The organism is Micromonospora noduli, assembly GCF_003264365.1.
Lineage (GTDB): Bacteria > Actinomycetota > Actinomycetes > Mycobacteriales > Micromonosporaceae > Micromonospora > Micromonospora noduli.
On the sequence record NZ_PYAK01000005.1, the window covers coordinates 130,875 to 149,377 of the forward strand.

An 18,503-nucleotide genomic window follows, 5' to 3' on the forward strand; every position below is an offset into this window, starting at 1 on the left:
CGCGGACCGGGCGACGCCTCGCCGCGATCCGGCAGCGCGATTCCTCGCGCAGACGGGTTACCGGCCGGCGTCGCCCGCGTCGGGCTCGGCAGCAGCGGGCGCGCCCCCGACGAGCACCGACTCCTGACCCTCCTGCCGGCCCTCCTGCCTCGCGCGGGCCAGCAGCCCGGCCAGCCGACGCCGCCGGTGCCGGGCCGCCGCCCGCAGCCCCAGGAGCAGGCCGGCGAGCAGACCCAGCAGTGCGAGCTGCGCCCACGGTACGACCCAGGTGGTGACGGTGGCCGAGGCCGGTCGGAGGTCGGCCCCGGCCTGGCCGTCGCCGAGCAGCGTCGGCGAGGTGCTGACGGTCGTGCGGAGGCGCCCCAGGGCCCAGACGCCGTCGGCCCGGGTCTCCACCGTCCGAGCGCCGCCGGGCAGCAACTCCTCGACGGCGCTGGTGGCGTCGTGGCTGGTCCGGCCCAGGAGGTCGGACAACGCCACCCGACTCGTTCCGCTGGCCCAGACGTTGCCGTCGTTCTCGACGGTGTAGCGGACCCGCACCGTGCCACCGGCGAAGGGGTTCCACGACGGGGAGTACGTCACGTCGAGGCCCCCGACGGCCAGGGCGGCCTGCGCGGAGCCGTTCACCCGCAGCATCACTCGGAAGCCGATGCGGCTCTCGACGTTGACCGTGCCGCCGGTGCTGGTGACGGTCGCGGCGATGCCGGCCGGGTGGTCACCCGGCGTGGCGCCCTGGGGCACCGTGATCGTGAACGGCACCACCCGTGTCTCGTTGGGGCCGACGGTGACCTTCTCCTGCACGTCGATCCAGGTGCCGCCGTCGACCGAGGGACGGTCGGACGACAGCATGTTGAAGCGGCCCTTGTCGGTGAGGTAACCGTCGGCGGCCTTCAGGGAGAAGGCGACCGCGGTGCGGCTGAAGTTCCGTACCGCCAGGTGCTCGGTCACCACCTGCCCCGGATCCAGGCTGGCGTTGATCCATCGGCGTTGGTCCGGCCCGGTCGCGGTGGCCGGTTGGACCGTCCAGGTCAGGGCCTTCGGGTCCGGTTCCGCCGCGGCCGCGGTCGGCGCGGCCGCAACCGCGAGGGACGCGACGGCGAGGACGACGAGCGCCCGGCGCAGCGGGGTGACGGTCATGAATCGGCCCTTCGGCACGGGGCTGGGCGGGGGCCCGATCCGGGCCCCCGCCCAGGCCACTACTCGAACAGTGAGAGCGTGAGTGTGGAGCTGTACGCGCCGGCGGCGACCTCCGCGGGGGTCCGCAGGTACAGGTCGGCGTTGACCGAGTACGAGTCGCTGGCGACGGCCTCGGAGTCGAAGGCCGAGACCAACAGCTCCTGGTCGACGAGGCCGACATTGTTGCCCGGCTGAGTCGGCTCGTCCAGGCTGGTCACCACCTCCTCGCCCTCGGTGACCAGGCCGGTCTCCCCGCCGTCGAGCAGGCGCGGCTTCCAGCCGAAGTGGTCGGCGGTGATCGGCGCCTGGCCGGCTGCGCCGGCGAAGTCGGTCGCGCTGCCGAGCACCGCCCAGTTGGCGCCGTCGGGCACCTCGTCGGCGACGCGGGTGTCGGTGACAGTCACCGTCGGCAGCGTGCCGACGAACTGGCGTACCAGCAGCGTCGAGCCGTCCTCGGAGAGCGCGACGGCGTCGCCGGCGATCGACAGGGCGAGCACGCCCGGTTCCCTGATCTCGTCGATGTCGACAGTGACCCGCACGCTGGCGTCGTCACCGGGCTCGGCCAGTGCGGGCGACGGCAGCACCGCCGCTCCGGTCAGCACAGCGCCGACGACGCCGACCGCGAGTGTCCGCCGCCGTTTGTATGTGTTCATGTGATCTCCGTTCTCCGCCATGAGGGGTTATCCGCCGCAGGTGCCGGCGGGGTGTTGCACGGTGCGGACGGTCGTCACGTCGTGGCCGTCGATCGCCCCGGTCACCCGGGCCGTCGCCGAACCCGCCGGCACCGACACGGCACGGGTGTTGAAGGACTGGTAGGCGTTCGCGCCCGGCGCGACGGCCGCGAAGGACCGCTCGCCGTACGGCGTCTCGAGGGTGATGCCCACCGGCGCGTCGTGGTCGTTGCGCGCCTGCACCGCCACGTACGCCTTGCCGCCCACGCACCGCGTGGACGCGGTGAGCGTGACGGGCAGGTCGAGGCTGTCCGCCGCGAAGGCCCAGTTGTCGATCTCGAAGAGGTCGACGCCGGCCGGGCCGGTGTAGGTGAAGTAGACGTCGTGCACGCCGCTGACGCCGTCAAGTTCGGCGGTCACCTCGGCCCACTGTCCGACCGGGGTGTCGACAGCGACCGTGCCGACGACGGGACCGTTGACGTCGTCCAACCGGACCTGGATCTGCCCGCCGGCGGCGAGCGCACGCACCCGCGCCGTCAGGCTCTGCGCGCCGTTGTCCCCGAAGTTCACCGAGGACAGCGCCGTCCAGTCCCCGTTGTCGATGTCGCGCACCACGAGGTTGGATGCCGCGCCACCGAACTGGGCGGAACTGCCGTCGACAGTCGTGGTCGCGACGCCCTTGCTCCAGCCGAAGGTCTCGGCCTCGAAGACGCGGTACGGGTCGAAGTCGCGGACCTGGTCCACGCCGGCGTAGGTGCCGACGACCTGCTGGATGGTGCCGTCCGGGTTGAAGGTCAGTTGCTGGATGTGCGGGCTGCGGTACCCCTGGGTGGTGTTGCCGTTGATGCGCTTGTTCAGCGTCGGGGCGTGGTACGTGAAGTAGTACCTGCCCCCGAACTCGAACACCGACTGGTGGTTGTTGCCACCGGTGCCGGCCCCGAAGAACTGCGACTGGTTCGGGAAGAGCACCCCGGCGTAGGTCTCCTTCGGCCACGACATCGGCCCGTCGGAGATCATGTAACCGATCTGGCCACCCCCGGGGTAACCGGGGAGCGGCTGCTGGTTGCCACCGAAGTCGTTCCCGCCGAAGTGCGAGGAGTACGAGAAGTAGTACTTGCCCTGGCGCTTGAAGACGTGGCCGGCCTCGAAGGCGACCGGGGCGTCGACCACCGCGGCCGTTCCCTCGGTGGAGACCATGTCGTCGCCGAGTTCGATCGACCGGATGTTCTTCGGGTTGTTGAAGCGTTCGGCCGGCGGCATGCTCGTCGACGCGGGACCGCCACCGAAGTAGAGGTACGGCTGGCCGTCGTCGTCGACGAACGGGGCCGGGTCGAACTTCCACGCGACGGCCTCGGCGCCGGGGGTACGGCCGTCGATCAGCGTGCTCGTGCGCTCGCTGGTCCACGGGCCGAGCGGCGACGCACCGGTGATCACATTGCTGGAGCCACCGCCGTTGGCGTAGTAGAGGAAGAACTTCTCCACTCCGTTCACCACCTTCTTGGTGATGCCCGGAGCCCACGAGTTGGCGGTGAACGGGGCCACCCCGTTGGGGCCGGCGACCTGGATCTCACCGTGGTCCGTCCAGTTCACGAGGTCCTCCGAGGAGATCACCGTGATCTGGTTGATGTCGCCGTAGTTGATCCCCGGCGAGACGCCCGTGGTGGGGTTCGGGGCGTAGCCCTGGGTGTCGTTGGTCATGTACATGTAGACCCGGCCGTCGTGCACGAGGCCGAAACCGTCAGCCCCGAACTTGTGCCCGATCAACGGGTTGTGCTCCCCGGGCAGCTTGCCGACCACCTCGATGGTCTTCGACGCGGGCGCGGGCGGCGCGGCGCCGACCACTGACACGTCGTCGAGCTTGAAGTCCATCAGGTGCAGAGCCGGGTCGGTGGACGGCGTGCTCGTCCAGGGGGTCTCGAAGAACAGGCGGGCCGTCGACACGCTCTGCGTCGTCGGGATCGTGAACGTTCCGTTGAACTGTGCCCACTGGCCCTTCGTCGCCGTCACGCTGACGAGGTTGGTGTAGGTGCCACCGCCGTAGTGCATGGTGGCGAAGAACTGCTTCGTCGCCGGTCCGCTCTCGTTCTCGTACTTGATGCGGGCCGTGAGGGTGTAGGCCTGGCCGGCCTGCACCTTGCCGCTGAGGTCCTGCATCGGGCCGGACCCGGTGGTCGTCCGGCTGGTCACGAGCGCCGCGTTCGCGCCGGAGTGGGCGTCCGACGTGGCCGACAACTGGGCGCCGTCGGAGGCGTTTCCGTTGTTGACGAACCAGTTGGCCAGGCCGTCCTCGAACCCGCCGTTGACGACGAGGTTCGTGTCGGCGGCCTGGACCGGCGCCGCCGGGGCGACGAAACCCGTGGCCAGCATCAGACCGACTGTCGCGAGCGCTGCGACCCGTCCTCGGGTCGCCGGTCGCATTCGTTGTTCCACGAGACATCCTCCTTCATCTCTGACGTGCGGTCATCGGTGTACGGGGGATCGGTGGGTGCGCTTCCGTGGTGGTCCGGACATCAGGGGTCGACTGCCGCCACCGGTCCGACAGTGGCCGGCGGCACGGGACAGGTCCGCTGTTCCGTGCCGCCGGGCCGGTCGCCGGTGGTGCTGGTCGGCGGGCCGAGGGCTCGTGGTGGGGCTATCCGCCGCAGGCGCTGGCGGGGTGCTGGGTGGCGTGGACGGTGGTCACGTCCCGGCCGGCGACCACCCCGGTGGCCCGGACCGTCGCCGAGCCGGCCGCCACCGACGACGCGCGGGTGTTGAACGACTGGTAGACGTTCGCCCCCGGCGCGACGGCGGCGAACGACCGGTTCCCGTACGGGGTCTCGACGGTGATCTCGACGGGCTCGTCCGAGTCGTTGCGCACCTGCACCGCCAGGTACGCCTTGCCGCTCAGGCAGCGCACCTGGGCGGTGGCCGTCACGGGCAGCGCCGCCAGCACTCCGAGTCGGGCCAACTGGTAGCTGAGTGCCCGCTCCGGTGCGTCGATCTGGTTCTGCGTGCCGAGCTGGCCGGCCCGTGCCGACGTCGCCGCCGCGAGCGCGGACCGCGTCGTGGCCCAGGCGTCGGCCGGGTAGTGCCGCGGGTCGAGTGTCTGCGCGTGGGCGATGGCCGCGTCGAGGGCGGTGGTGTCCAGTGGCCGGGCCTGCGCGGTCAGCACGTCGCTGAGCAGGTAGTCGTCGAAGTCGACGTGGCCGCCGGTCTCCTGGGTCGCGTAGTTGAACAGACCCACCCGGTGACCCATGAAGTGGGCGAGGCTGCCGTCGAGCGCCTGCGGGCCCACGCGGTTGCCCAGCCGGGTCCACTGGGCCCCGTCCAGGCTGTAGTAGAACGTCGTCCAGAGCTGGCCGACCGGCGCGGAGAAGTCGAGGTCCGCCTTCACGTGCACCTCGGTCGCGTCGCCCAGCGACACCGTCGTGCCGGCGACGAAGTTCTCCAGCGTCGACTGGTCGAGGTCGACAGCGAACGGCTGCGACCGGTTCACCACGCCGAGGGTGTTGACGTCACCGACGCGCTTGACCGCCACGTACGAGAATCCGCGGTTGTAGGCGGCCAGGCCCGCGACGTCGCCGTTCTTCATCCCGGAGACGTCCATCCGGGTCTGGACCGACTGTCGTGGCCCGAACGTCCGCTGCGAGAGCGTGTTGCGTGCCTCCTCGAACCACGCCAGCTCGGCCCGGTTGGACAGCTTCGTGTAGACGTACTGGCCGGTGACCACAGTGCCGGCCGTCAACCGCAGCCAGCCGTCGCGGTCGGTCAGTGACCAGTAGCGGTTGTCCGGGGCGTGGTTCCACTCCCACGCCAGGTCCAGCCGTGAGCCGTTGGGGGCGATCTCCGCCGGATCGAGCGGTGCGGGGACCGTCCACTGCTCGTCCTGGTACGCCTTGTGCGGCGCGTCGTTGGCGAAGTCGTCCGAGGCGACGATGCTCTTCTGCCGCTCGAACAGCTCCTCGGCCGGGCTGAGCCGGATCGGCTTGTCGAAGAGGCCGTTGACCGGCACGACCCCGTTGGTGCCGAAGGTCGGCCACCCGTTCTGCCAGGTGGCGGGGATGAGCGCCGGGATCCGGCCGATCGGGAACGTGTCCCGGAAGAACATGCCGTGCCAGTCGGTCCCGCCGCCCGCCTGGCTGATCGGCACCAGGCTGCCCTGCGCGAAGCCGTTGGAGTTGAGCACTCCGCGCGCCTCGTAGGTGTTGACCCCGCCGGCCGAGGTGTAGCGCCCGAGCAGGTCCTTCGACCGGAACATCACCACCTGGCGTCCCTGCCCGGACGGCCAGGTGATGATGACGGCGTAGTACCAGCCGTCGATGTGATAGACCTGCGCGCCCTCGAACAGACCACCGATGAACGGCTGCCCGGCGTAGTTGTTGGCGGTGAAGATGTTCGGGTAGTCCTGCGCGATGGCGGTCAGGTCGGCGTTGAGGCGTACGGCGCTGGTGCCGCCGGAGCCGTAGAAGATGTACGGCGTGCCGTCGACGTCGAAGAAGAGCGACGGGTCGTGCAGGCCACGGCCGAGGGCGGTGCGCTGCCACGGGCCGTTCTCGATGTCGTTGGTGCGGTAGAGGTACGCCCCGCTGAGGTTGTTGGTGTTGAAGACGGCGTAGAACGTGCCGTCGTGGTAGCGCAGCGACGACGCCCACTGGCCCTGGCCGTACGAGTTCTGGCCGTTGCGCAGGGAGAAGGAGTCGCCGATGCTCGCCCGGTCGAAGACGTAGTTGACGATCTCCCAGTTGACGAGGTCGTACGACTTCATGATTGGCGCACCCGGGCTCAGGTGCATGGTCGTGCTGATCATGTAGTAGAGGTCGCGGCCCTCGTCGTTGTCGGCGGCCGGCACCCGCTCGACGCTGATGTCCGGCACGTCGGCGTTGAGCAGCGGCACGGAGTAGGTGCCGGCGCCGGTGTCGGTCGAGGTGTACGACGATCGGGGTGACCATTCGTCGGCGGCGTGCGCGGCGGCGGGGGTGGCCACCAGGCCCGCACCGACGAGAACGGCCGCCGATGCGAGCGCACACAGTGAACGGAGACGATCCGTGAGCACTGTGGACGCCAGTCTGGTCAACGTGCTGGCGGCGTGGCGAGCGGCGGCGTTCAGGCTGTTCACAGCGGATGCGCGGGCGATGTTCAGGACACGCGAGCGGACCGGCACGACCAAGGCGAGCTCCAAACGCGAGAGCGGCGTGAAGGCCATCGTGTTATCGCTAACAACGCCTGTCAAGACTATCAATGAAACGTGCCCGAACTATCCCCGTAACACCGACGGCCATCCACAGTGGACAGACCGTTCCCAGGTCGGACCCCGGCGATCATGATGTTGCGCCAACACGCCGTCATCGAAGGCAATAACTTCATGATCACCGGGGTCGCACTAGGCCCGGTCGCCTCAGTCGTTGAGGCAGGCGCGGACGGCGGCGGTGAGCAGATTGGCGCGCTCGTCGCCCATTCCGCGCATCTGGTTGACCACGTAGCCGAATCCCACCTGATGCTCGGCGTCGGCGAAGGCCAGGTTGCCGCCCGCGCCGTCGTGGCCGAAGCTGCGCTCACCCAGCAGGGGCCGGGCCGGTGGTGAGTGCAGCAGGAAGCCGGTGCCCCAGCGCTGCCCGGTGTCCGGTGGGCCGTGCCGCTGCTGACCACGCGAGCGGACCACTACCGCGTCGTCCACCGACGCCGCCGTGAGCAGCGGTCCACGGTGGAGTTCCGACACACAGGCGGCGTAGAGGCGCGCGAGGCCCTCGGCGGTGCTCACCGCGCCCGCGCCGGGAACACCGGCGGCCCGGATGGCGTCGTCGTTGAAGCTGACCAGGCCGTCGGCGTCGGCGGGAAAGGCGAAAGCGCCCCCCATGGTGATGCCCCGTTCGGCTACCGGGTCCACGAACGGGTCAGGGTCCGGGGGCGGTGCCAGGCCCCAGGCGACGGTGTCGCTCTCGACGGCCGGGAGCCCCAGCCAGGTGTGCAGGCCGAGCGGGCCCGCGACGGTGTCGGCGAAGAACGCGCCGGGCAGTTGGCCGGTGATGCGGTGGATCACCTCTCCGACCAGCCAGCCGTAGGTCATCGAGTGGTAGCCGTGCGCCGTACCCGGCTTCCACAGCGGGGCCTGCGCCTCGATCGCCTTGATGACCGGATCCCACGCCAGCACCTCGTCGAGGGTCAGGGAGCGGTCCACCGCGGGCAGACCTGCCTGGTGCGTGAGCAGCCAGCGCACCGGGATGTCCGCCTTGCCGTGTTGTCCGAACTCCGGCCAGTAGCGCGTCACGGGAGCGTCGAGGTCGAGCCGGCCCTGTTGGGCCAGCAGGTAGGCGCAGATCGCCAGGATCCCCTTGGTGCAGGAGAAGACGACGACCGGCGTGTGCGCGCTCCAGGGCCGCCCGGTACGGGTGTCGGCCACCCCGCCGTACAGGTCGACGACCTTGCGGCCCCGCACGTAGACGGTGACCGCGGCACCGACCTCTCCCCGGGAGGTGAAGTTGTCGCGGAAGACGTCGGCGACGCGCCCGAAGCGATCGTCGACGTCGCCGTGGATCTGCGGCTGTGTGACCACTGCCTACCCCTTCACTGACCCTTGGATCAGGGCCTTGATGAACTGTCGCTGGAAGATCAGGAACACGATGAGGGTCGGGGTGAGGATCAGCAGCGACCCGGCACACAGCAGCACCAGGTCGGTGCCCCACTGGCCCTGGAACGCTCCGAGCGCCCCGGCCATGGTGCGTTTGGTGGCGTCGTCCACGAGGACGATGGCGAGCAGGAACTGGTTCCACGTCCAGAGGAACATCAGGATCGTCAGCGAGGCGATCGCCGGCCGGGCGAGCGGCACCTGGACCCGCCAGAACAACTGCCACGTGCTGCTGCCGTCCACCCGGGCCGCCTCGGACAACTCGACCGGCACGTTGGTGAAGTGTGCCCGCATCCAGAACACCGCGAACGGCATGTACAGCCCGATCAGCGGCAGGATGATGGCCCAGCGGGTGTTGAGCAGGCCGAGGTCCTGCATCTGGTAGTAGAGCGGCGTGACCACGGCCTCGAACGGCAGGGTCAGACCCAGCAGGAAGAGACCGAAGACGAGTCGGCCACCGGGCACCCGCAGCTGACCGAGCCCGAAGCCGGCCATGGTCGCGATGAGCACCGACACCGGTACGACACCGGCCACGATGAGCAGGCTGGAGCGGAGCAGGGCGCCCATGTTCGCGGCGGTGAAGGCGTCGGCGAAGTTGCCCCACTGCGGGTCGGACGGCCAGTCGAGCCCGCTGGGCACTGTGCCCCGGGGCTGCAACGCCGCCGAGAGCATGCTCACGAACGGCAGCAGGGTGACGACGATCAGGGCGATCAGGAAGACCCGGCCGGTCAGCTGTTCGCGTCGACTCAAATTCACTGCTTCTCCCCTCGGCTCAGGCGCTGGATCGGCAGCACACACGCCAGCACGAGCAGCATGAGTACGACGGCGAGCGCCGAGGCGAGCCCGACCTGCCGCTGCGAGAAGGCCAGCCGGTAGATCTCCAGGCCCGGCACTGTGGTCTGGAGGCCGGGGCCGCCGCTGGTGGAGATGTAGACGATGTCGAAGCTCGCCAACGCCGCGATGATCGTCACGGTGAGGCAGACGCCGATCTCCTGGCGCAGGCTGGGCAGGGTCACGGCGAGGAACTCGCGGACCGGACCGGCACCGTCGAGGCGGGCGGCCTCGTACAGCGCCGGATCGATCTTGCTCATGCCGGTGACCAAAAGGATCGTGCAGAGGCCGAGCAGCACCCAGGCCCCGATGACGCCGACGGCTGGCAGCGCCGTGTCGAAGTCGCCGAGCCAGGCGCGGGCGACGCCACCCAGCCCGACCGCGCGCAGCGCCTGGTTGACCAGACCGTTCGACGAGAGCAGCCAGCTCCACGCGATGCCCGCCGCCACCAGGGGGATGACCTGCGGGAGGAACAGGATGGTCCGGACGACGGTGCCGAACGCGCCGGTGGTGATCCGGCGAACCATGCTCGCCACCAACAGCCCCAGCGCGACGGGGATGAAGCTGAAGAAGACGATCAGGACCATCGCGTTGCCGATGATTTTCAGCAGGTCGCTGTCGGTGAAGACGGTGAGGTAGTTGTCCAGGCCCACCCAGCGGGCCACCCCGATGCCGTTCCAGTCGTAGAGCGAGTACTGGAGCGTCAGGACGAGCGGGCGCAGGACGAACACCGCGTACATCACCAGGGCGGGCAGGACGTACAACCAGCCGGTCCCGGCCGCGCGGGCCCACCGGAATCGGTGGGCCCGCGTGGGGGTGGGGCGGGCGCGACGATCGTCATGCCCGGTTGGTGCGCTGCCGAGGGCAGACGTCATCGGGACAGTTCCTTCTGATACTCGGCCTGGACCGCCTTCACGTACCCCTCGGGCGTCTGCTGGCCGGCGATCAGCTTCTGCATCTCCGGCGTGATCGCGGCGGCGAAGATGCCGCCGGTCGCGTTCGCGGTGAAGTCCACGGCGCCGTTCTCCGCGCCGAGCTGCTGCGACGCCTTCAGGGTCTCGGCCAGCACCGTGTTCGGGGCGGCGCTCGGCACCGGCAGGTCACTCGGGCCGCCGGGGCTGGAGCCGCCGACGGTCACCGAGATCTCGCGGGCCTTGGCGTTGGTGTGCACCCAGTTCAGGAAGTACGCGGCGGCGTCCGGGTTCTTGGCCTTGGCGGAGACGCCGAAGGTGTTGGGGGCGGACATCGCCACGTGCTTTCCACCGGGAGACTCGGTGGGGAAGAGGAAGAAGCCCACATTGCCGGGCATCGACTTGTCGAGGTTGGCCGACTCCCAGTCGCCGTTGAACATGAACAGGCCGTTGCCCTTCTGGAACTCCCCCACCATGCCCGCGTAGTCCAGGGCGTTGGCGTCCTTGGTGAAGTAGCCGGCCTGGGCCCACTTCTGAATGGTCTGGGTGGCCTTCAGGGCGGCCGGGGTGTCGAACGTGGCCCCCGGCTTCTGGAAGATCCAGTCGGCGACCTGGGTCGGGTCGCCGAACTGGTTCTGTAGCGCCTGGTGCGGGAAGTTGATGCCCGCGGTGTTCTTGTTGAACTGCATGATCGGCTGGACCCCGCCGGTCTTCGCCTTGGCCAGCAGCTCCTCGAACTCAGCGACGGTGGCCGGCGGCTGGGTCATGCCGATCTGGCTGGCCAGCTTCTTGTTGTAGAAGACGCCGGTGACGCTGTAGCCGAGCCCCATCCCGTACAGCGAGCCGGTGCCCCGGGTGTTCTCGCCGACGCGCAGCTGCATGAGCTGCGAGGCGGGGAACTTGTCCCAGCCGTACGCGGTGAAGTACGGGTCGAGGTTCTTGAGCAGGTCGTCCTTGACCAGGTCGACCATGGTCGGGAGCCGGATGATGTCGGGCGAGTTGTCCGAGGCCATCACGCGGGGCGCGTTCTCCACGATCACAGTGAACTGGTCCTCGCGGATGTTGAACTTGACGTTCGAGTGCTGCTTGGAGAACTCGTCGGCCAACGCCTTGGCCAGCGGGAAGCCGGTCTCCGCGTACATGTCGAGGGTGATCGGGTCGGTGCCCAGCTCCGTCTTGACGGCGGCATCGGACTTCTGCGTCGATGACCGGTCCTCGCCCGGCGCGCTGCAGGCCGTCGCGGTCATCCCGACCGCCAGCAGCGACGCGAGGAGCACCGTTCTCCGTCGCGGGAACTTTGTCAGCAATTCTGCCATTTCATGACTCCTTGACATCTCCACGCGTCCCGCGACCCATGGCCGCGCGACGGCTCCACCGGGACCACCGCGACCGTGCGGCCGCCACGACACGTACGCCGTGACCTGTCGCCCGGGCGCAGCACCCGTACCGTCAGCAGAAAAGAACCCGGCACGGCCACCGAAGGCGCCTCTGGATGCACCAGAAGTGGTCGCTAAACTGATTTAGCAGAGCATGCGCGCGGCACGGGGAGCTGTCAAGGACAACTTGGCAACGGTGCGGAAACGTCGGGTTCACACCACGCCGACGTGACCGGCGCTCGATCCCGGACGACGACGCATCATGATGGGCGGGAGCGGCGCCTGTGGCGCCGCGCCTGATTCGGAGGACTGATGGGCCGCAACAGAGCAACACTCGCCGACGTCGCGCGGAGAGCCGGGCTGTCCAAGACCGCCGCGTCGATGGTGCTCAACGGCAGGGAGGGCACCCGACTCTCGGCCGAGGCGCACCAGCGGGTGTTCGCCGCCGCCGAGGAGCTCGGCTACCGGCCCAACCTCGCCGCGCGCAGCCTGCGCACCCGCAAGACGGCCACCATCGCGTTCGTCTCCGACATCGTGGCCACCACCCGGTTCGCCGGCGACCTCATCCGCGGCGCCCTCGACGCGGCCCGCGAACGGGACCACGTCCTGCTCATCACCGAGACGCAGGGCGACGCCACCTTCGAGCAGTACGCCATCGAGGCCGTCCTGGACCGGCAGGTCGACGGAGTGATCTACGCGGCGATGGCGACCCGACGGCTGACTGTGCCCCCGGCCATCCTCGGGGGCCCGGTGGTGCTGCTCAACGCCACCAGCCCCGACGGCCTGCCCAGCGTGGTCCCCGACGACGAGGGAGCCGGCCGCTCCGTCGCCACCGCCCTGCTGGAGCTTGGCCACCGCGACGCGATAGCGCTCATCGGCCGCAACCGACTCAAGGAGGACGACCCGGAGGTCTCGCTCGCCGCCCGCGCCCGCCTGCACGGCATCCGGCAGACGCTGGACGAGGCAGAGGTCGGCCTCCTGGCCGAGTGTTTCTGCACCGAGTGGTTGCCCGAGCACGGGTACGCCGCCATGCGTAGCCTGCTGGGCAAGCCGAAGCGACCCAGCGCGATCATCTGCATGAACGACCGGCTGGCCTTCGGGGCCTACCAGGCACTCGGCGAGGCGGGGCTGACCGTCCCGGAGGACATCTCGGTGATCTCGTTCGACGACGACCCGATCGCGGCCTGGTTGCGTCCGAGCCTGGCCACCACGGCGCTGCCACACGAGCAGATGGGGCGACGAGCGGTCGAGCTGCTCCTGGACGGGGGCGCCGCCGAACCCTCGCTCGTTCCGATGCCGCTGCGCCGACGCCGGTCCCTCGCGCCTCCGGCCGGCTGACCACCGACCCTCCATCCGTGCCGACGGTTTGACGTTGACCGGCGCTAAAACGGTTTAGTGCTAGGTTTCCGACCATGCTTCGTCTACCCGACCACTGGGTGTGGGACAGCTGGTACGCGCGGGACGACAACGGCCTCTGGCACGTGTTCTTCCTGCGCGCGTCCCGCGCCCTGCACGACCCGCACCGCCGCCACCGCCGGGCCACCATCGGCCACGCCGTCTCGGCGGACCTGCGCTCGTGGCGCCTGGTCGCCGACGCCGTGGTCCCCGCCGACGCGCCGAGCTGGGACGACCTGGCGACCTGGACGGGCTGCACGGTCCGCGGGCCGGACGGACGGTGGTACCTGTTCTACACCGGGGTCGGTCGTGCGGAGGACGGGCTCGTCCAACGCATCGGACTGGCCGTCTCCGACGACCTCATGACCTGGCACCGGCACGGCACCGAACCGATCGTCCAGGCCGACCCCACCTGGTACGAGCTGCTGGACAAGGAGCTGTGGTACGAGCAGGCGTGGCGCGACCCGTGGGTGTTCCCCGACCCCGACGGCGAGGGTTGGCACATGCTCATCACCGCCCGCGCCAACACCGGTCCGGCGGGCACCCGTGGCGTCGTCGGCCACGCCACCTCAACCGACCTCGTCACCTGGACCGTCGCGCCGCCGCTGTCGACTCCGGCCGGCTTCGGTCACCTGGAGGTGCCCCAGGTCGCGGTCGTCGACGGCCAGCCGCTGCTGCTCTTCTCCACCGAGGCCACCGGCAGCGCTCGGCGCGACGACCACCGGATCTGGGTGGCGACCGGCGAGACCACCCTCGGGCCGTGGGACATTGCTTCCGCCCAACCGTTCACCCACCCGCACCTGTACGCGCCCCGGCTGGTCCCCGGACCCGCCGACGACTGGTCCCTCATCGGCTTCCTCGACCACGTCGACGAGACGTTCGTCGGGGAACTCACCGATCCCATCCCGGTCCGCTACCAGGCCGCGACCGGGCTGACAGTGGTCGAAGCCCCGTAACCGGACAGGTCCGGGCCGAGGCGTCCCGCCCCGGCCCCGACCTGTCGGTGTCCAGCTACTGGATCAGCTGCGCAGCTGCCACTGCTGGTTGGTGCCGCCGCTGCAGGACCAGAGGATCAGCTTCGTGCCGTTCGCCGTCGCGGCGCCGTTGGCGTCCAGGCAGAGACCCGACTGCACTCCCGTGATCGTGCCGTTGGAGTTGATGTTCCACTGCTGGTTGACACCACCGTTGCAGTCCCAGATCACCACCTTCGTGCCGTTGACGGTGCCCTGGCCGGAGGCGTCCAGGCACTTGGTGCCGTAGACCATGAGCTGCCGGCTCGCAGTGTGGGTCCACCGCTGGTTGGCGACGTTGCTGATGCAGTCCCAGATCTGGGCCTGCGTGCCGTTGGTCGTGCTGGAGTTACCGATCTCGGCACAGCGGCCCGACTGGGCACCCACGATCTGCACGTTCGTCGGGTTGGTGCTGCCACCGCTCTGCACGCCGGCCGTGTTGATCACGGTCTGCGCGCCCGACGGCCAGTTGCCGTTGCTGACCGTGACGTTGCCGTTGACGACGTTGCCGCGGTCGCCGTTGGTCACGTTCGTGGAGTTGTTCGTCGACCAGTTGTTGGTGACGGTGAAGTTGCCCATGTTCTCCGCGTACCAGTAGTTGGCGGTGGCCCAGGTGCCGGTGGAGGAGAACACGTTGTTGCGGGCGGTGTAGTAGCGGGAGCCCTCGTCGAAGTAGAGCCCGAACCAACCGTTGGTCCGCAGACAGTAGTTCTCGGCGATCAACCCGCCCGGGTTCGCCGACAGCGAGTAGATGCACCCGCCGTCGGTCATCTGCTGCATGACGTCGTGCACGTAGTTGCCGATGACCTGGTTGTTGGCCGCGGTGGTCGCCGTGGAGTAGCGCGGCTGGTAGTTGTACAGGCCACGGTTGGCGTAGTGCTGGCTGCCGCCGGCGTCGTTGGCGCCCCAGCCGTAGCCGACCGACAGGCCGGTGTACGGCATGTTGTAGACCTCGTTGTGCGAGACCAGCGAGGTGTTCACGTAGGTGGTCAGGATCGAGACCACACCCCGGTACTCCAGACCGAGATCGTGCACCTTGTTGTTGCTGATGGTGACGTTGCGGTTGACCATCCGCTGGTCGCTGGGATGGTGGGCGTCGGCGCGCACGCCGCCGACCACGACGCCACCGGCGGAGTTACGGGCGATCTCGGAGCGGGTGACGGTGATGTTGTTGGCCCCCAGGCCGACACCGCTGGCGTGGGCGTTGGCGTCGTTGCCGATGCCGATCGCGGTCTGCCCGAGGTTGACGAACTGGGAGTCGCTGAAGGTGATGGTGTTGGCCGCGGAGACCTGCACGGCGGCGGGCATCTGGTTCCAGTTCGGCCGGGTGGCCTCGAACTGGGGGCAGCCGGCCTGGCAGGAGGTCAGCGCGTCGGACGGACGGGACCAGGTGCCGGTGATGTGGGCGCCGGTCTGCTGGTCGGCGAAACCGTTGCTGCTGCTCGGGCCGAGCCAGCTGGTGCCGGTGAAGGTGATGCCGCTGAACGAGATGTGGTGCGCGGGCGCGTCGTAGGTGCCGCCGACGTTCACCAGGGACTGCAACTGCGGCAGCTCCACGCTGACCGAGCTCATGTTCTGTCCGCTGAGCGGGATGTAGTTGAGCTGGCCGTTGCTGGGATTGAGGTACCACTCCCCCGCCGAGTCCAAGAACTCGTACGCGTTGGTCAGGTAGAAGGGGCCGGCGCGGTGCGGGCTGGAGAGGGTGTCGAACCCGAAGGTGTTGTTGTTCCATGCGGGCTGCTGCATCGTCAGGAAGTTTCCGCTGATGCTCTGCACCGGCGAGTACCGGTCGGTGAACGAGCCGACGCTCTCCACCTCGACCCGGTTCTGGTTGCCGAGGTTGTTGAGGTAGCTGAGCGCGCCGTTGGTGAACCGCATGCCGGACGTGGTGAAGGTGAAGTCGGAGCGGTTCACGGCGGTGCGTGCCCGGGTGGCCACGGCCCCGTTGACGTAGAGCTGACGGGAGTCGAGCCCAGCGCCGACGTTGGCCCGCCAGATGTTCTTCCCGGAGTCGACGAGCGACCAGCCGGTGACCGCCCGGGCGCCGGTGATCGTCGGACGTGCGCCGGAGGCCGCCCGCCAGATCACCTGATAGCCGTTGTTGCCCGAGTCGGCCGCGGTGAACCGCAGCGGCGACGAGAGCCGGTACGCGCCGTTGGCCAACTCCACGACGATGTCACCGGACATCGCACTGTTGATCGCCCGCACCGCGGTCTGGGCGGCGGTCAGCGAACACGGTTGGCTGGCGGAACACGCGGTGCCGGTGCCGGAGGGCGACGCGTAGAGGGTGGTGGTGGCCGCGAGGGCCGGAGACGCCGAGGCGGTTACCGCTACCAGGGCGGTCACCGCTGTCGCGGCGGCGCCGGCCAGCAGTCGGCGCAGCGGCGAAAGGGACGAGGACACGGGATGGTGCTCCTGACGTGAGAACGGGGTGGGGGTGGCGGAGCGGCCTCGACCAGCGCGGGGGTGGCGGGTCGGGACGGTCATCCGAGGATCTCCCGGAGATAGCGCAGGCCGTCCGTGGCGAGACGGTCCTGCGAGGGGGCCAGTGGACGCCAGATCGCCGCGGCGGTGGCGATGGCCTCGTTCTCCGCCGTGAACGACTCGATGCAGATCGCGCCCTGATAGCCGGTGTCCCGCAGGACGGTGAAGAAGCGGGGCCAGTCGAAGTGGTCGGCACCGGGAGCGCCCCGGTTGGTGCCGCTGACCTGGACGTGCTTGATGTGCCGGCCGGCGACCGCGAGGGCCGCGTAGGGGTCGGCCTCCTCGATGTTCATGTGGTAGGTATCGATCATGATGCCGACGTTCGGCGGTAGCCCGTCGATCAACTCGACCGTCTGCTCGATCGTGTTGACGACGCTCGTCTCATAGCGGTTCAACGCCTCGACACCGATGCTCACGCCCACCTCGCCGGCCTGCTCGGCCACCGGCGCCAGGGCCCGCCGGAAATCCGCGTAGCAGGCCGCGCGAGCCGCTGCCGACATCCGCCAGGTGCGGCCGACCGAGGCGTACGCGGGACCGCCGACGCATCCAGCGCCGACGGCCGCCGCGCTCGCCACGCAGCCCAGAAGGTACGCCACCGTCGACTCGACGACCGCTGGCGCGGCGTCGACCAGTTCCCGCCCCGGCGGGGTGACCGCGCAGACGCCGGCGGCGACGAGGCCGTGCGCCGCCAACAGGTCCCGGGTACGGATCGGATCCCAGTCGCCGGGCTGCTCGATCGGCAACTCGACCGCGTCGAAGCCGAACGCGGCGATCCGCGGGATCAGCTCGGCCAGGGCCTTGTCGTCGACTGGCGAGGCCCAGACCCAGGGGTTGACGCCGATGGCGTACATCGGGCCCTACTTCCAGCGCTGCGGGTAACCGGGCAGGTCGGTGCAGCCGCACATCGCGTAGTGCAGCGGCGGCATGCCCGCGTCGAGGTACTGGTCCAGGTTGTCCTGGGTGACGGTCGGCTGCGGCAGCTTCCACGGGTTGGACACCTGCTGGCCGTCGAGGATCCGCAGCGCCGCGATGATGGGCGTACGCCACTGGTAGGTCGGATAGGTCGGCGCGATCGCGGTGAGCTTCTTGTCCTTCCAGATCTTCAGGAAGTCGAGCTGGTCCTCACCGTTCATCGGCGGAACGGGCTTGCCCGCGTCCTGGAACGCCTCGACCGCCGCGACGGCCACCGCTCCGGCGTCCATCCAGACCCCGTCGATTGTGCCGTACCGCTGGATGTAGTCGTCGACGATCTTCTTGGTCTTGGCCGGATCGCCATCGGTGAATTCGACACCGACGACGTCGACCTTCGCCTTGTCGAACGCCACCTTCGCCGCCGACCAGCGGGTCTCCAGGACGTCGACGCCGGGCAGGATCCGCAGGGCGAGGACCTTGCCGCCGGGCTTCATCTTCTGGCTGACGAACTCGGCCCCGACGTGGCCGAACCCGTAACCGCCGATGGGGTTGATGAACGTCACCGGGCACTTCGTGTTGACGCCACGGTCGAAGACGACGACCGGCAGCCCGGCCTTGCAGGCCGCCTCGACGGCCGGGGTGAGCGTGGCGGTGGTGTTCGGCGAGACGATGAGCGCGTCGCAGCCCTTGCCGAGCAGATCGTTGATGTCAGCGATCTGCTTCTGGTCCTTACCCTCGGCGTCGACGTGCACGAACTCCTTGATGCGGCTCTTCTGCGCCTCGACCTCGGCCTGCATGGTCTTGAAACCGACCTGCCGCCAGGGGTTGTTCAGGGCCGCGTTCGAGAAGCAGATCTTGTGTGGGCCGTTCTTCTTGAACTTGGCGGTGTCGACCATCGTCGGGTTGAGCACCTGCTCCCACGGCTTGTCGGCCGGGCCTGTCGGTGCCGCGTCGAGCAACGCCAACTCGGCGTCGTAGTCGGCCTGCACGAAGAACTTCGACTGGTCCCCGGTGCCGGAGCCAGTGGCGGCGGATGCACTTCCCGACGGGCTCGCGGCCGGCTCGTCGGTGGCACAGGCGGCGAGGGACAGCAGGGTTACGGCGGCAATCGCCGCCATGGAACGTCGCACTAT

The 18,503-nt window shown here is 69.3% G+C and carries 12 protein-coding genes and 1 pseudogene; 2 read left to right on the forward strand and 11 right to left on the reverse strand.

The features are described 5' to 3' along the window. Nucleotides 1-57: 57 nt before the first annotated feature. The 8 genes from GUI43_RS05960 to GUI43_RS05995 all read right to left on the reverse strand — a co-directional run bounded on the left by GUI43_RS05960 (nucleotide 58) and on the right by GUI43_RS05995 (nucleotide 11,509). Nucleotides 58-1,137 (reverse strand): hypothetical protein, encoded by a 1,080-nt coding sequence (locus tag GUI43_RS05960; RefSeq protein ID WP_112698252.1) that lies wholly within the window; start codon nucleotides 1,135-1,137, stop codon nucleotides 58-60. 59 nt (nucleotides 1,138-1,196) lie between these two features. Next, on the reverse strand, nucleotides 1,197-1,829 hold the full coding sequence (locus GUI43_RS05965; RefSeq protein ID WP_112601720.1) for a hypothetical protein: 633 nt from the start codon (nucleotides 1,827-1,829) through the stop codon (nucleotides 1,197-1,199). Between the two features lie 27 nt (nucleotides 1,830-1,856). Continuing rightward, nucleotides 1,857-4,277, reverse strand: coding sequence for a family 43 glycosylhydrolase (locus tag GUI43_RS05970; RefSeq protein ID WP_112698253.1), 2,421 nt, complete (start codon nucleotides 4,275-4,277; stop codon nucleotides 1,857-1,859). Between the two features lie 202 nt (nucleotides 4,278-4,479). After that, nucleotides 4,480-6,945 carry a glycoside hydrolase family 43 protein gene (locus tag GUI43_RS05975; RefSeq protein ID WP_249037664.1) on the reverse strand — a complete coding sequence of 822 codons (2,466 nt, stop codon included), beginning with the start codon at nucleotides 6,943-6,945 and terminating at the stop codon, nucleotides 4,480-4,482. 279 nt (nucleotides 6,946-7,224) lie between these two features. After that, a complete protein-coding gene (locus GUI43_RS05980; RefSeq protein ID WP_112698254.1) occupies nucleotides 7,225-8,379 on the reverse strand; it encodes a serine hydrolase domain-containing protein in 1,155 nt (384 codons plus the stop codon). Between the two features lie 3 nt (nucleotides 8,380-8,382). Beyond that, nucleotides 8,383-9,207 (reverse strand): carbohydrate ABC transporter permease, encoded by an 825-nt coding sequence (locus GUI43_RS05985; RefSeq protein ID WP_112585274.1) that lies wholly within the window; start codon nucleotides 9,205-9,207, stop codon nucleotides 8,383-8,385. Then, the gene (locus GUI43_RS05990; RefSeq protein ID WP_192581021.1) at nucleotides 9,204-10,157 is read right to left on the reverse strand and encodes a carbohydrate ABC transporter permease; all 954 of its coding nucleotides are present in this window, start codon (nucleotides 10,155-10,157) and stop codon (nucleotides 9,204-9,206) included. The genes GUI43_RS05985 and GUI43_RS05990 overlap by 4 nt, the downstream gene beginning before the upstream one ends. After that, nucleotides 10,154-11,509, reverse strand: coding sequence for an ABC transporter substrate-binding protein (locus GUI43_RS05995; RefSeq protein WP_112601638.1), 1,356 nt, complete (start codon nucleotides 11,507-11,509; stop codon nucleotides 10,154-10,156). Before GUI43_RS05995 ends, GUI43_RS05990 begins: the two co-directional genes overlap by 4 nt. 372 nt (nucleotides 11,510-11,881) lie before the next feature. On the opposite strand from GUI43_RS05995, the gene GUI43_RS06000 reads away from it, so the two are divergent. Further along, entirely contained in the window at nucleotides 11,882-12,907 is a 1,026-nt protein-coding gene (locus GUI43_RS06000; protein WP_112698255.1) for a LacI family DNA-binding transcriptional regulator, read from the forward strand. Between the two features lie 56 nt (nucleotides 12,908-12,963). Further along, a pseudogene (locus tag GUI43_RS06005) lies at nucleotides 12,964-13,920 on the forward strand (family 43 glycosylhydrolase); the annotation flags it as partial. A 63-nt stretch (nucleotides 13,921-13,983) separates the two neighbouring features. On the opposite strand, the gene GUI43_RS06010 reads toward GUI43_RS06005, so the two are convergent. The 3 genes from GUI43_RS06010 to GUI43_RS06020 all read right to left on the reverse strand — a co-directional run bounded on the left by GUI43_RS06010 (nucleotide 13,984) and on the right by GUI43_RS06020 (nucleotide 18,500). After that, a complete protein-coding gene (locus GUI43_RS06010) occupies nucleotides 13,984-16,377 on the reverse strand; it encodes an RICIN domain-containing protein (protein ID WP_208646728.1) in 2,394 nt (797 codons plus the stop codon). Between the two features lie 80 nt (nucleotides 16,378-16,457). Next, complete coding sequence (locus GUI43_RS06015; protein WP_112585266.1) at nucleotides 16,458-17,309, reverse strand: sugar phosphate isomerase/epimerase family protein; 852 nt, start codon at nucleotides 17,307-17,309, stop codon at nucleotides 16,458-16,460. Between the two features lie 6 nt (nucleotides 17,310-17,315). Further along, a complete protein-coding gene (locus GUI43_RS06020; RefSeq protein ID WP_238689555.1) occupies nucleotides 17,316-18,500 on the reverse strand; it encodes a substrate-binding domain-containing protein in 1,185 nt (394 codons plus the stop codon). Nucleotides 18,501-18,503 lie beyond the last annotated feature (3 nt).